The following is a 14,720-nucleotide window of genomic DNA, read 5'->3' on the forward strand; positions in this document are numbered from 1 at the left end:
GGCAGGGCAGGTGGTAGGGTCACATTACCACGGGTGCTACGGTCGATCCCTTTTTGACCGTCGGTGTTGGAACATGATGAACACCCCTGAAAAGTTTTTCAGGGTTGTCTATGGCCAAGGCTTTTGTCAAAACCTCGTCCATATTTTCCACCGGTTCAATCACCAACTCATTGAGGATCTTCTTGGGCATTTCTTTCAAGTCCTTCAAATTCTCTTTCGGAATCAGAACTTTTTTAATCTGGCCCCGATGCGCCGCAAACAATTTCTCTTTCAAACCGCCGATCGGCAAAACACGCCCACGCAGGGTGATTTCCCCCGTCATGGCGATATCTTTGCGAACGGGAATCTTCAAAAGAGCTGACGTGACAGCGGTGGCCATGGTAATTCCGGCGGAGGGACCATCTTTTGGAATGGCGCCTTCGGGCAAATGAATATGAATATCCAGCTTTTGGTAGAATTCTTTTCCAAGACCCAGCGCGTCCGCGCGCGAGCGAATGTAACTCACCGCCGCTTGTGCGGACTCTTGCATCACCTCACCCAATTTCCCGGTGACGATCAGTTTTCCCTTTCCGGGCATCACGGTGACTTCCGTAGTCAAAAGTTCTCCTCCCACTTCAGTCCATGCAAGCCCTGTGCAAATACCAATTTGATCCTCCTCTTCGGCCAAACCAAAATGGAATTTGGGAACTCCCAGATACGCCGTGACTTTTTTAGGAGTCAACCGGATTGGTTTTCCGGTCCTCTTTAAATCCTTAACCACTACGTCGCGCGCCAATTTGCGCAAAACAGAAGCAATATCACGCTCCAGATTTCTCACGCCGGCCTCTCTTGTGTATTGGCGAATGATCAACTTGATGGCGGAATCGGTAAACTCCACATCTTTCTCTTGTAACCCATTCGATTCACATTGTTTCCGGACGAGATATTTCTTGGCAATATGTAATTTCTCATCTTCGGTGTAACCCGCCATTCGGATGATCTCCATTCTATCCTGCAGAGGCAATGGAATTGCGGGCAATGTGTTCGCCGTTGTGATGAACATAATGTGCGAGAGATCGTAATCAAGATCAAGATAATGATCGCTGAAAGTGAAATTCTGCTCCGGATCCAAAACTTCCAGCAGGGCCGAGGAAGGATCGCCCCTGAAATCCATGCTCATCTTGTCTATTTCATCCATGAGCAAAACAGGATTGCTGGAACCCGCTTTTTTGAGTGATTGGATAATTTTCCCGGGAAGGGCACCGATGTAGGTTCTGCGGTGTCCCCTAATTTCGGCTTCATCACGCACACCACCCAATGAAAGACGAACAAATTTTCTTCCCATCGCTCTCGCAATGGAACGACCCAGAGATGTTTTTCCAACTCCGGGAGGTCCGATGAAACAAAGAATCGGTCCCTTCACTTTTCCCATCAACTGGCAAACGGCCAGATATTCGAGAATGCGCTCTTTGGGAGTTTTGAGCCCGTAATGATCTTCTTCGAGAATTTTTTCGGCCTCTTTCAAGTCCAGTTTATCCTGCGTCATTTCGCCCCATGGAAGAGAGAGAATCCAGTCGAGATAATTGCGCACTACGGTGGCTTCCGCCGACATCGGCGACATCATCTTCAGTTTTTTCAGTTCTTGTTTACAACGAGACAGCGCTTCCACAGAGAGTTTTTTCTTCTTCATCTTCTCTTCGAGTTCCTGAATTTCGCTCTTGAACTCATCTCTTTCGCCCAGTTCTTTCTGGATCGCCTGCATCTGTTCATTGAGATAATATTCGCGCTGGGTTTTCTCCATCTGCTTTTTCACACGCGTGCGAATTCTTTTTTCCACTTGCAGAATTTCAATTTCGGACTGCATGAGACCCAGCAACTTTTCAAGGCGTTCCAACGGCGAAATAACTTCGAGAATTTTTTGTTTGTCGGAAAGTTTCAAAGTAAGATGCGCGACAATTGTGTCGGCCAAACGGGCCGGATCGTCAATGGTGGCAACGCTCGCCAGCATTTCAGGCGGAATTCGTTTGTTGAGTTTTACATATTGTTCAAACGTGGACTTCACACCGCGCATCAGCGCTTCGATCTCGATTGTTTTGTCCATGGTTTCATCAATGGCTTCCGCTTCCACCATGAAAAAATTCGGATTGGAGACAAATTGCTGGATGCGGGCGCGTTTTTTTCCTTCGATCAACACTTTCACCGTGCCATCGGGCAGGCGAAGCAATTGAATAATGGAGGCCAACGTTCCCACTTTGTAAATGTCATCGGGTTTTGGATCGTTGGTCTTTGCGTTCACTTGCGCGGCCAACATGATATCTTTTTCTTTGTTCATGGCCTCTTCAAGGGCGGCAATCGATTTTTCGCGCCCCACAAAAAGAGGAACCACCATGTGCGGAAACACAACGATATCCCGCAAGGGCAGCAGTGGTACCAATGTTGATTCTTTTTTAACGGTCAGTTCGTCGCCCATTCATTCCCCCTAGCGGCCGTCAGGCCATTTGAGCTTTCTTTTCATAGACAATCACGGGTTTGGACTTCTTTAAAATCACATCTTCATTCACAACCACTTCCAAAATTCCTTCCTGAGACGGAATGTCATACATTACATCAAGCATCACTTTTTCCAGAATAGCTCTCAAACCTCTAGCCCCCGATTTGCGGCGGATCGATTCTTTTGAAACCGCCTCAAGACTGCCCGCGGTAAACTGGAGTTTCACTTTTTCAAATTCGAAAAGGCGCTGATATTGTTTGACCAACGCATTACGAGGTTGGGTCAAAATTTTAACCAACGCTATTTCATCGAGTTCATCCAGCGTTGCGAGAACCGGCAGGCGTCCCACGAACTCCGGAATTAAACCAAATTTGATTAAATCTTCGGTCTCTATTTTTTTCAAAGTGTCGGAAAGTTTTCTGTCTCCCTTTCCCTTGACATCGACTCCAAAACCCAAATTCTTTTGCCCGATTCTGCGCTCGATGGTGTCTTCAAGTCCCACAAACGTTCCGCCGCAAATGAATAAAATGTTGGTGGTATCAACCGGAATATATTCCTGTTGCGGATGCTTGCGCCCTCCCTTTGGAGGGACATTGGCGACGGTTCCTTCCAGAATTTTCAGCAGAGCTTGTTGCACGCCCTCTCCCGAAACGTCGCGGGTGATGGAGGGATTTTCCGACTTGCGCGAAATTTTGTCGATTTCATCAATATAAACGATTCCGCGTTCGCATTTTGCTTTGTCATAATCAGCCGCCTGCAAAAGATTCAAAATGATATTTTCAACGTCTTCTCCCACATAACCGGCCTCCGTAAGACACGTCGCATCGGCAATGGTAAACGGCACATTGAGCATCTTGGCTAAAGTCTGCGCCAAAAGGGTTTTGCCAACACCGGTAGGACCGATCAGCAAGATATTGCTTTTCTGAAGTTCAACATCTTCTTTATTATTCGCCCTCGCCTCGATTCTTTTGTAATGGTTGTGAACAGCCACCGACAAAACTCTTTTGGCGTAATCCTGACCGATCACATACTCATCCAAAAATGTTTTAATCTCGGAGGGTTTTGGCACTCCCAAATGCGGACCGTACTGGCGGGCCCTTGAATTTTCTTCGGCGATAATGTCGTTGCAGAGTTCGATGCACTCATCACAGATATAAACGGTGGGGCCAGCGATCAATTTTCTGACTTCTCGCTGATTTTTCCCGCAAAAAGAGCAACTCAGACTTCCGGGGTCATCCGCAATTCCTTTAGCCATTGGTACCTCCTCCTACGGCGTGAATTGTTTTGTCACTCATTTTATCTCGTCGGTAATGGAGTACGTCGTCAACAATGCCATAGGCCTTGGCCTCGTGGCAACTCATGAAAAAATCGCGATCGGTATCCACCTGAATTTTTTCGAGCGGCTGACCGGTATGGTTCGTCAAAATTTCGTTGACCTTTTCGCGCATCCGTAAAATTTCCTTAGCTTGAATGTCGATATCGGATGCCTGCCCCTGAAAACCACCCAACGGTTGATGAATCATGATCCGGGCATTGGGAAGGGCGAAACGCTTTCCTTTCGAACCCGCGGCCAACAAAATGGCGGCCATCGAGGCGGCCTGTCCCATACACAGAGTCTGAATAGCGGGTTTCACATATTGCATCGTATCGTAAATGGCGAGACCCGCGGTGACTATTCCGCCGGGGGAATTGATATAAACATGAATATCTTTGTCCGCGTCTTCTGATTCCAAAAAAAGAAGCTGGGCGATAATGACGCTGGCAACTTCATCATTAATAGGACAGCCGATGAAGACGATGCGCTCTTTTAAAAGTCTGGAATAGATGTCAAAAGCTCTCTCTCCACGGCCGGTCTGCTCGATTACCATTGGGATTAAGTTCATAAAAACCTCGCTCATATTGGTTCCTTCGGCCGCACTTGCGGCCTCAGGATGACAAAAAACGATCAAAACATCTATTTTTGAGGCCGTTTTTTGTCATTTTTCGACTTTACAACCTTGATTTTAGCCTCGTTGAGGACAAATTCAAGGGATTTCTCGTGTAAAATGCGATTTTTTAAGGATCCGAGCAGATTGTTTTTCTCGTAATGCGCCTTAATCTCTGCCAAAGGCCGCTTCACCTGTTTGGCCATGGACTCCAAACGATCTTCCAATTCTTTGTCCGTTGCATCCATTGAAGCCTCTTCAACGATTTTATCGAGGATCAGAAAACTACGGACCCGGTTTTCAGCTTCCGGTTGGAATTCTTTCAAAACCTCCTCCGCTTTTACATCATCGAGTTTTTGTCCCCGTTTTTGGATTTCTTGAGCAAATTGTTCCAACATATGTCGTAATTCACTTGTAATTAATGATTGTGGTGCTTCAAATTTGATTTTATCGACCAATTGTTTGAGAATTTGGTTAAAAAGTTCCCCCTTCTGATGTACCTCTTTTACCCCAACAATCCTTTTTTCCAAATCGACTTTTACATCCTCAAGAGTTTTATATTGTCCCAAATCTTTTGCAAAATCGTCATCGAGTTTTGGAACATTTTTTGTGCGAATTTCTTTGACGGTTATATCAAACTGCGCCTTTTTCCCCGCAAGTTCCTTGTTAAAATAATCTTTTGGATAATCAAAACTGATTTTGCGCACCTCACCAACTTTGGCGCCCTCAATCCCTTTTTCAAAATCGCCCAACATTTCGCCATCGCCAAACTCGATCACATAATCTTTAGCTTCTCCCCCTTTGAAAGATTTCCCTTCCGCCGTTCCCTTGAAATCAATCACCGCCACAAGCCCTTTAACCAAAACAGTTTCCGCGGGGGCGGGCTCCAACTGTGTCATTGCTTTTTGAAGACGGATTAATTCCGATTCGACTTCTTCTTTGGTGACTTCAATTTCTGTTTTTTCGAGTTTGAGTCCTTTGTAATCTTTTTCTGTGATGGGAATTGCGGGCAAAACATCAAACGTGGCGGTATAAGACAGACCGCCTGTACCCGCAAAAAGCCCCGGCGTGATTTCGGGGCGGGAAATGGGATAAACTTTTGCTTCTTTAAAAGCTTTGGCCAAAGTTAAATCGACCACTTTTTCAACCGTTTCATGCTGAACTTCATGGGCGAAACGCTGTTCAATAATGTTGGAGGGCACTTTCCCCGGGCGAAAACCCTCAACTTTCACCTTTTTCTGCAAATCATGAACGGCCTTTATACGCGCTTGCGCAACAACATCGGCGGGCACTTCAATTTTTATTTTTTTTTGGACAGAACTGACATCTTCAAGAATAGTTTTCATGGTCCGCGCCTACAAACCACAAGTAAACAGGCGGCACAAGGGGATTTTTGGTTTTATTTCAACGCTTTTTCCCATTTTGTTCGTTCTGCTTTTACGAAGGTGGGGTTGGTGGAGCCTTTGGTTTTTTTTGCTTCGACGGAGGTTTCGGGTTTGAAGAGGTCCAACACATCTGATTCAAAATATTCGGAAAACTGTTGCCATATTTTTACGGGAAGTTGGCTTAAGTTTTTTCCTGCTTCTTCGGCGTGGCGGACAATTTTCCCGACCGTTTCGTGGGCCTCGCTGAAGGGCACTTTTTTGCGGACCAGATATTCCAGCAGGTCCGTTGAAAAGAGATGATCTTCGGCAACCGATTTTTTGAATGCCTCTTTGTTGAAAGAAATGGTCGACAATGTTTCGGACAGAATTTCCAGTGCGAGTTTTGTTTTTCGGGCCGCATCAAAAACGGCGGGTTTGTCTTCCTGAAGATCGCGATTGTAACTTAACGGAAGACCTTTTTGCACGGTGAGAAGCGCCTGCAAATGTCCAAAAATTGAGCCCGTCCGCCCGCGGATGAGTTCAAAAACATCCGGATTTTTTTTCTGCGGCATAAGACTGGAACCCGTGGCAAAAGCGTCGTCGATTTCCACATAGTTAAAAAATTCGGAATTCCACAAAATAAAATCTTCGGAAAGACGCGAGAGATGAACCCATAAAATAGCGAGGTCGCTTAAAAATTCGGTTAAAAATCCGCGGTCACTTACCGCCGCCAGAGAGTTGCCCGCGATTTTTGAAAAACTCAACTCCTTCGCCAGAAATTTTTGGTCGATGGGGAGCGAAGAACCTGCAAGGGCCGCGGAACCCAGCGGCAACACATCGACTCTTTTTAGAAGATCATTCAAGCGAGAGCGATCTTCGTCGAGCATCGCCACATAAGCCAACAAATGATGCGCCAATAAAATGGGTTGGGCTTTTCTAAGATGCGTAACACCCGCAACAATACCGTCTCCCGCTTTTTGCGCCGTATGGAGCAAAGCCGTTTCTGTTTTTTTCAGCGCGGCATCAATCTCCGAAATTTTTTGTTTGAGATAGATGCGGGTAGAAGTGACGACCAAATCATTTCTGCTCCGACCCGTGTGAATTTTTTTGGCGACGTTGCCGATTTTTTTCTCAAGATGCGTTTGAATGAGTGTGTGGACATCTTCAAAGGGGGCGTTTGGATCGACGGGTTGCAATTCTTTGCTGATCGCCTTCAGTCCATTCACCAATTTTGCGGATTCGTCTTGGGTGATAATACCGATGTGCCCCAACATTTTTGCCCAGGCAATATCGACGGCGATTTCGGCGTCAAACAATTCCCAATCAACATTGAGTGAATAACTGAACTCTTTTAAAAGAGGATGCATTTCTTTTTTGAAACGCCCGCCCCATAACGCTTTCATTTTTTATTTATCCCTTCGTAGGGAAGTCCCCAGATTTTCAAAAAACCTTTCGCGGCGTTCCGGTCAAAGGCGTCTTTCTCTGAGTAAGTCGCCAACTTTTCGAAATAAAGAGAATGCGGAGATTGACGGCCAACGCATGTTGCATGGCCTTTATCCAGTTTGATGCGGATTTTTCCCGTGACTTTATTCTGATTTGATTTGAAAAACTGGTCGAGAGATTCTTTGAGCGGCGAAAACCAGAGGCCAAAATAAACCAACTCCGCATATTTTTTCGACAAGAGTTCTTTGTAATGCAAAAATTCGCGATCCATCACCATGCCTTCAAGTTCCTTGTGTGCCGTGAGTAAAACGTGGGCCGCCGGGGCTTCATAAATTTCGCGGCTTTTAATTCCGACGAGACGATTTTCGATTTGATCAAAACGTCCCACACCATATTCGCCCGCAATTTGATTGAGCGTTTCAATCAGATCAACGAGTGATTTTTTCTGCCCATCGAGCGCAACAGGAATTCCTTTTTCAAATTCAATTTCAAGATAACAGGGCGTTGCAGGAACTTTATCAAGCCCCTTTGTCATGACATAAGCCTCTTCGGGGGCTTCGAGCCACGGATCTTCCAGAATGCCGGCTTCAATCGCAATGCCCCAGATATTTTTGTCGATCGAATACGGGGAGGCTTTTGTCGCGTCGACGGGAATATTATTTTTGCGCGCATAATCTATTTCTTCTTCGCGCGATTTGAATTCCCACTCCCTGAGTGGAGCGATAATTTCCAAAGAGCTGTTGAGAGTGCGCACACCCACTTCAATGCGCACCTGATCATTTCCCTTACCAGTGCAACCGTGCGCCACGGCGTCGGCATTTTCCTGTTCCGCAATTCGCACCAGATGTTTTGCGATCAAAGGTCTGCCAAGTGCTGTGGCTAAAGGATATCCCCCTTCATAGCGGGCATTGGCCCAGAGGGCGGGCAAAATAAATGCGTGCGCAAATTCTTCTTTCAGATCTTCGACAAAAATTTTGCAGGCGCCGGCAGATTTTGCTTTTTGGTTGAGTTTTTCTTTGTCAGCCACCTCTCCGATAAACGCGGAAAAACAGATGACCTCACAATCGTAGCGATCTTTGATCCACTTCACAGCGCAGGAAGTATCCAACCCCCCCGAATAAGCCAGAACCACTTTTTTCATTGTAAGCTCCTTTTTGTCATCCAAAAACATATTGTCATCCTGAGCGAAGCGAAGGATCCCGAGGACTTCTAGCAGATCCTTCACTGCGTTCAGGATGACAAAGAAAAACTCTAGGATGACAGCACAGTTTCCAAAATTTCAAGTCCCTTATCTAATATTTCTTTTGTGACTGTCATCGCGGGCATGATGCGCAAAACCTTATCTTGCGTGCAGTTAATCAGCAATCCTTTTTCTCGTGCACGGTTTGCGTAGGGCGTACCCGATACGAAAAGTTCCATGCCCTGCATCAGTCCAAAACCACGCACCTCTTTAATAAATCCAAATTTTTCTTTTAATTTTTCAAGGCCGCCGCGCAAATATTGTCCCATTTCAACAGTGTTCTCCAAAAGTTTTTCCTCGCGGATAGCCTGAAACACGGCCAAAGCCGCCGCCGCGACCAACGGATTGCCGCCGTATGTGGAGCCGTGACTGCCCGGAGTAAAAACTTCTTTTTGAATCCGTTTGTTCACGACAAACGCGCCGATGGGAACGCCTCCGCCCAGTGATTTTGCAAGTGTCATCACATCGGGTTCAATTCCAAAATGCTGATAACCAAACATTTTGCCGGTGCGCCCCATTCCTGTTTGGACTTCATCAACCATCAACAACAGATCTTTTTCTTCGCATATTTTTTTCAAATCCTGCATGAATTCTTGGGTGACGGGACGTACACCCCCTTCGCCCTGAATCGGTTCCAAAAAAATGGCGATGGTTTTGGGTGTGATCTCTGCTTTGACGGATTCAATGTCGTTGAGTTCGGCATAACAAAACCCTTCGGGCAATGGGGCAAAACCCGTTTTGACTTTTTCCTGACCCGTGGCGGTCAACGCCGCAAGCGTCCTGCCATGAAAGGATTGCCGCATTGTGATGATTTCAAACCGACCCGAATCGCTCCCATATTTTCTCGCAAACTTGATCGCCCCTTCAGTGGCTTCGGCCCCGCTGTTGCAGAAAAAAATTTTCGCGGGGAAAGAGGCTTGAGAAATTTCACGCGCAAGCTTCGCCTGTTTTTGATTCAAAAAATTATTGGAAATGTGAAGAATCTGCGATGCCTGTTCCCGAATGGCGGCAACCACTTTGGGATGACAATGTCCCAATCCAGAAACCGCCCAACCCGGAAAAAAATCAAGATACTCTTTCCCCTCCGCATCCCACACGCGCGACCCTTCCCCGCGCACAAGACAAACAGGTATCTGCGCATACGTGGGCAAAATAAATTCAGCGTAAATACTTTGAATTCCCTGCGTCAAACTCATTTTAAAACCTCATCTCCGCAAAGTTACATATAGTACCTGGTACTATATGTAACTTGTCTAATTTTTCACCATTGTGATTTCGGTGCCGATACCTTGATCCGTGAAAATTTCCAGAAGTAGGGAGTGTTTGATGCGGCCGTCAATGATGTGGGCTTTTTTCACGCCTCCTTCGAGTGCGTTCACGCACGCTTTCACTTTGGGAATCATACCGGCGCTAATCACTCCTTTTTCAATCAAGTTGGGAATTTCGCTGACATGCAATGACGAGATGAGAGATTCAGCATCCGCGGGGTCGCGCAAAATTCCTTTGACGTTGGTGAGGACGATGATTTTTTGTACATCCATCGCCACGGCAATTTTGGAAGCGGCTTCGTCGGCGTTTACATTGTAGGCAACTCCATTTTCATCAATGCCGATAGGATAGACCACCGGAATCATCCGGTACTCGGTCAGCTCCTTCATGGGAAAAATATTTACGGAAACAACATCGCCCACAAAACCCACATCCCCGTGTTCCGTGTGTTTTTTCACATTCAAAATTTCTGCGTCATGACCGGAAAGACCGATGGCGCGCGCTCCAAAACGGTTGATGTCGTGGACAATTTCTTTGTTCAACTCAGCCAGTGTTTCTTGCACCACATCAATTGTTGCTTTATCCGTGACGCGCAAACCATTCACGAACCGGCTCTCAATTCCCTTTTGCTTTAAATTGGCGGTGATGTGATTGCCACCGCCGTGAACCAAAATCGGTTTGATGCCAACATAATTCATGAAGACAAGATCCAAGAGCAAATTTTCATGAACGTCGTCGTCTTTCATGGCGGCGCCGCCATATTTAATGAGAATTTCTTTCCCGCGAAATTTTTTGATGTAGGGAAGTGCCTCGATTAAAATACTGGCTTTTTCAACGTATCGTTCCATCGCTCTCCTTTACGAATAACTCGCGTTGATCACCACATATTTTGTGGTGAGATCAGAAGTCAAAAACTCTGCGCGGCCGCGGCCTTTTCCAATCGTCACGTCAATCGTGTAATCTCTTTTGTAAAGCACTCTCTCCGCCTTTGGAATATGGGTTGCCCTCAAACTGCCGTTGCTCAAGACATGGGCATTGCCGAATGAAATGCTCAAATGTTCGGGATTGAAAACAACGCCACTCGCCCCAATCGCCGCGGCAATACGCCCCCAGTTTGGATTGGCGCCAGAAAGCATCGTCTTGAAAAGCATGGAATTGGCAATTTGGCGTGCGGCCTTTTCTGCTTCGGTCGGATTCTTGGCGCCAAAAACCCTGAGACGGCAGACATGATTCACGCCTTCGCCGTCCTTCACCATTTTATAAGCCATGGCGCGGCAGACTTCTTCCAGCGCATCACGGAACATCCGGTAGTCGCGATCCACATTCTGGATGATGGGATTCGTGGCCACACCGTTTGCCAAAACAAAAACCATGTCGTTGGTGCTCATGTCATTGTCGATCGAAATTTTGTTGAAGGTGTTATCAACCGCGTGACGGATGGCGCGCGAAAGAAGCGGCTTGGAAATCGCGGCATCGGTTGTGATAAAAGAAAGCATCGTGGCCATGTTCGGGTGAACCATCCCAGCCCCTTTAGCAATGGCGCCAATCGTCACTTTTTTGTCACCCAGAAAAAAAGAGAGGGCCGTCTCTTTGGTGTTGCGGTCCGTCGTCAAAATTCCTTTGGCGGCGGCATGGCCCCCGTCTTCGGAAAGACGGCGGAAGAGTTTCGGTAAACCGCCTTTTAAGGCATCCGTGGGAAAGGGAGAGCCGATCAATCCGGTCTGAGCAGTGAGAATTTCTTCTTCGGGAATATTCAAAAGTCTCGCCGTTTCTCCAACACACTCTTCAATCGCCTTTTTTCCCTGCGGACCGTTCATACAGTTGGCGTTGCCGCTGGAGACCAGAACGGCACGATGATACGGGTGGCGTATCCCTTTCATGGCATGGAGGACGCACCATGACTTCACACGGTTGGTGGTGAATGTTCCCGCCGCGGCGCAGGGTGTTTGCGAAACAATCAAGGACGCATCAAATTTTTGTTTGTTTTTTTTGATTCCGGTGTGAAGACCGCTGGCGAAAAATCCTTGTGGGGAAGTAATGGTCCCCCCTTTTTTCTTTTCCCAAAAAATTTTTACCATCTTCTCAATCCCTCTTCTTCGGGAAATCCCATCCGGATATTCATATTTTGCACGGCTTGGCCCGAAGCCCCTTTCACAAGATTGTCAATGGCCGTAATAACAATGACACGGCCCGTTTTTGCGTCGACGCTAAAACCAATATCACAAAAGTTGGTTCGCTGAACATCTTTTATTGAGGGAAATTGGCCTTCGGGTCGCAGACCCTCGGGTCGCACTTTTACAAAAGGTTCTTTGTCGTAGGCTTCCAAAAAGGCGCGGTTGATTTCTGCATCCGCCACGTTTTTCTTTTTCTGTAAATAAATCGTCGTCAAAATTCCCCGTTCGATGGGGAGAAGATGGGGAACAAAAGTAATGGCAATCGGGGCTCCGGCGATGTCTGTTAAAATTTGTTCAATCTCCGGCATATGCTGGTGTTTATTGACTTTGTAGGCGTTAAAATTTCCATCCACTTCGCAAAATTGTGTGGTGGAGGTCAATTTTTTCCCGGCGCCACTCACGCCGGATTTGGCATCTATTATAATAGAGTCTGTTTCAACAAGACCCCGTGCCAGCAAAGGGGCCAAACCTAAGATGGAGCCGGTGGGATAACAACCCGGGTTGGCAATGAGTTTCGCCTCCTTGATTTTTCCACGGTTGATTTCGGGAAGTCCATAGACAGCCTCTTTCAAAAGTTCACTGCTGGGATGAGGCACACCATACCAGGTTTCGTAGCTCTCTTTGGATCGCAGTCTGAAATCGGCCGAAAGGTCGATGACGATTTTCCCCGCATTATAAAAAGCTTTTCCCGTTTCAGCAGATTCGGTGTGGGGGAGACAAAGAAAAATAAGCTCCGCTTTGTCTTTAATTTGTTCGAAAGAATAAGGCTCCACTTTCAAATTAATATCTTTGGACAAAGTGGGAATTAAAGTTTGAATCGGAAAACTTTCCTGCTGACGTGTGGTCAGTGCAGTCAGTTTTACGCTCGGATGTTGGAGCAAAATCTTGACCAACTCAATTCCGGTATAACCGGTGGACCCAATAACAGCGCAGGGGAGCATGACATTCTGTATATCGCACTCCAAACCTTTTTCTATAGAAAATTTAGGAAATTTGGTCGGTTATGAACGCTCGGCAATCCATTCCTTCGCTAAGACAGAATAGACAAGGGCGTCAACGAAATGATCGTAGAGCCACTCCATCTGTCTTTTGACACCTTCTTTTTTTAAACCGAGGCGTTCAATCACTGCACGGCTTTTTTGATTTTCGGTGGCGCATCGAATTTCGACGCGATTGAGTTTCAAATCATGAAAGGCATAATCAATTAAAGCGCGGGATGATTTGGTCACCAAACCTTTCCCCTGCATTTCTTCGCTAATCCAATATCCGATGACAGTCCATTTATGCATCCAATCGATCGCAACAAGACTGGCTACACCCACCAAATTGTTATGATACCAAATACCCGTAACGACCGATTTCTTTTCTTTATATTCCTTGATGGAATGTTCGATGAAACCTTGCGTATCTTTAAGGCCCTTGTTCAAATCAAGCCACGGCAACCATTGGCGCAAATATTTTCTATTTTTTTCAATTAGCACACATAGAACCTCTGCATGAAGAGGATCAAACAAACGAAGTTCCAATTCTGAATCAATTTTCAAATGAAACATATATGTGCCGCGGGAGAGATTCGAACTCTCAATCCCTTACGGGAACCAGATTCTAAGCCTGGCACGTATGCCGATTCCGTCACCGCGGCAAAAAACGATCAAGAATTTTCTGCAAACGCTTCATATGCCAATGCCGCGCCTTTTATGCCATCGAAGAAATTGGGGAGGGACATTTTTTCGTTGGGGGAATGGACGCGGTCATCGGGAAGTCCAAGACCTATGAGCACCACCGGCACTTTTAAAACCGACTGAAAAACGGCGGCGATGGGAATGGAAGCACCAAGTCTTTTGAAAACCATCTTTTCCCCCAACGCAGTTTCGTAGGCCTTGGCGGTTTTTTGAACAAAGAAATTTTCCCTCTCCACATGGAACGGAATTCCGGAAGAGTGCGTATGCACCTCCACTTTCACGCCATCCACGGCGAGTGATTGAACATAATTCACAAACAGCTTTTCGATTTTTTTGGGATCTTGATTGGCCACGAGCCGGATGCTGACCTTGGCGCCTGCCTTGGATGGAATAATGGTCTTCGATCCGACTCCTTCATACCCACCCCACATGCCGCAAATATCAAGGGTTGGCCGGCACCAGTTTGTTTCCACGGGGCTGAATGTTCCTTCCGAAATCAGGCGTGAAACTCCGGCACCTTCCGCCACTTTATTCGCATCAAAAGGAAGGGCGGCGATATCTTTTTTTTCGTCCGACGCCATGGGTTTTACATCGTCGTAAAAACCCGGAATCAAAATTTCTTCTTTCTCATTTTTAAGTTTCGATAAAATCCAACTTAAAGATTGAAGAGGATTGCGCACCATGCCGCCGTAAAGACCGGAATGTAAATCATGCGAAGGGCCCGTGACATTAATTTCAAAATAGCAAAGTCCTTTGAGAGAATAGGAAATGGCCGGGCGCTCGCTGTCAAACCAGTCTGTGTCGCTGATCATCACGGCGTCGCAGGCCAAAAATTTTCCATGCTCGCGAACATATTTGTCAATCCCCTCTCCACCCACCTCTTCCTCCCCTTCCAAAACAACTTTGATGTTGACGGGGAGTTTCCCGACCGTTTTCAGATAGGCTTCCATCGCGCAGATGTGGCTGAAATGCTGACCCTTGTTGTCCGAGGAACCGCGGGCAAATAAATTATCGCCAACAATCGTGGGTTCAACCGGCGGCGTTTTCCAAAGATCAAGGGGTTCGGGCGGTTGTACATCATAGTGGCCATATATAAGGATGGTGGGTTTGCCCGGTGCATGAAGCCAGTCGCCATAAACCAGAGGATATCCGC

At 46.6% G+C, this 14,720-nt stretch carries 12 protein-coding genes and 1 tRNA gene; all 13 read right to left on the reverse strand.

What is annotated here, in order from left to right; all coding sequences use genetic code 11:
- Positions 1 to 19: 19 nt before the first annotated feature.
- Complete coding sequence (gene lon, locus HY877_00720) at positions 20 to 2,449, reverse strand: endopeptidase La (protein MBI5298812.1); 2,430 nt, start codon at positions 2,447 to 2,449, stop codon at positions 20 to 22.
- 19 nt (positions 2,450 to 2,468) lie between these two features.
- A complete protein-coding gene (gene clpX, locus HY877_00725) occupies positions 2,469 to 3,725 on the reverse strand; it encodes an ATP-dependent Clp protease ATP-binding subunit ClpX (GenBank protein MBI5298813.1) in 1,257 nt (418 codons plus the stop codon).
- Positions 3,718 to 4,353, reverse strand: coding sequence for an ATP-dependent Clp endopeptidase proteolytic subunit ClpP (clpP, locus tag HY877_00730; GenBank protein MBI5298814.1), 636 nt, complete (start codon positions 4,351 to 4,353; stop codon positions 3,718 to 3,720). The genes clpX and clpP overlap by 8 nt, the downstream gene beginning before the upstream one ends.
- Before the next feature lie 71 nt (positions 4,354 to 4,424).
- On the reverse strand, positions 4,425 to 5,741 hold the full coding sequence (gene tig / locus HY877_00735; GenBank protein ID MBI5298815.1) for a trigger factor: 1,317 nt from the start codon (positions 5,739 to 5,741) through the stop codon (positions 4,425 to 4,427).
- A gap of 53 nt (positions 5,742 to 5,794) precedes the next feature.
- Positions 5,795 to 7,162 carry an argininosuccinate lyase gene (gene argH, locus HY877_00740; GenBank protein ID MBI5298816.1) on the reverse strand — a complete coding sequence of 456 codons (1,368 nt, stop codon included), beginning with the start codon at positions 7,160 to 7,162 and terminating at the stop codon, positions 5,795 to 5,797.
- Complete coding sequence (locus HY877_00745; GenBank protein ID MBI5298817.1) at positions 7,159 to 8,373, reverse strand: argininosuccinate synthase; 1,215 nt, start codon at positions 8,371 to 8,373, stop codon at positions 7,159 to 7,161. The genes argH and HY877_00745 overlap by 4 nt, the downstream gene beginning before the upstream one ends.
- Positions 8,374 to 8,453: 80 nt before the next feature.
- Positions 8,454 to 9,638 carry an aspartate aminotransferase family protein gene (locus HY877_00750; protein MBI5298818.1) on the reverse strand — a complete coding sequence of 395 codons (1,185 nt, stop codon included), beginning with the start codon at positions 9,636 to 9,638 and terminating at the stop codon, positions 8,454 to 8,456.
- A 57-nt stretch (positions 9,639 to 9,695) separates the two neighbouring features.
- Positions 9,696 to 10,559, reverse strand: coding sequence for an acetylglutamate kinase (gene argB, locus HY877_00755; protein MBI5298819.1), 864 nt, complete (start codon positions 10,557 to 10,559; stop codon positions 9,696 to 9,698).
- 9 nt (positions 10,560 to 10,568) lie between these two features.
- Positions 10,569 to 11,789, reverse strand: a complete 1,221-nt coding sequence (gene argJ, locus HY877_00760; GenBank protein MBI5298820.1) for a bifunctional glutamate N-acetyltransferase/amino-acid acetyltransferase ArgJ — start codon at positions 11,787 to 11,789, stop codon at positions 10,569 to 10,571.
- The gene (locus HY877_00765; protein MBI5298821.1) at positions 11,783 to 12,826 is read right to left on the reverse strand and encodes an N-acetyl-gamma-glutamyl-phosphate reductase; all 1,044 of its coding nucleotides are present in this window, start codon (positions 12,824 to 12,826) and stop codon (positions 11,783 to 11,785) included. The genes argJ and HY877_00765 overlap by 7 nt, the downstream gene beginning before the upstream one ends.
- A 60-nt stretch (positions 12,827 to 12,886) precedes the next feature.
- Positions 12,887 to 13,438 carry a GNAT family N-acetyltransferase gene (locus tag HY877_00770; protein ID MBI5298822.1) on the reverse strand — a complete coding sequence of 184 codons (552 nt, stop codon included), beginning with the start codon at positions 13,436 to 13,438 and terminating at the stop codon, positions 12,887 to 12,889.
- Between the two features lie 5 nt (positions 13,439 to 13,443).
- A tRNA-Leu gene (locus tag HY877_00775) sits at positions 13,444 to 13,527 on the reverse strand.
- A 9-nt stretch (positions 13,528 to 13,536) separates the two neighbouring features.
- A partial coding sequence (locus HY877_00780) for a dipeptidase (GenBank protein MBI5298823.1) occupies positions 13,537 to 14,720 on the reverse strand: 1,184 nt, incomplete at its 5' end.

It is taken from the genome of Deltaproteobacteria bacterium (assembly GCA_016213065.1).
Taxonomy (GTDB): domain Bacteria; phylum UBA10199; class UBA10199; order SPLOWO2-01-44-7; family SPLOWO2-01-44-7; genus JACRBV01.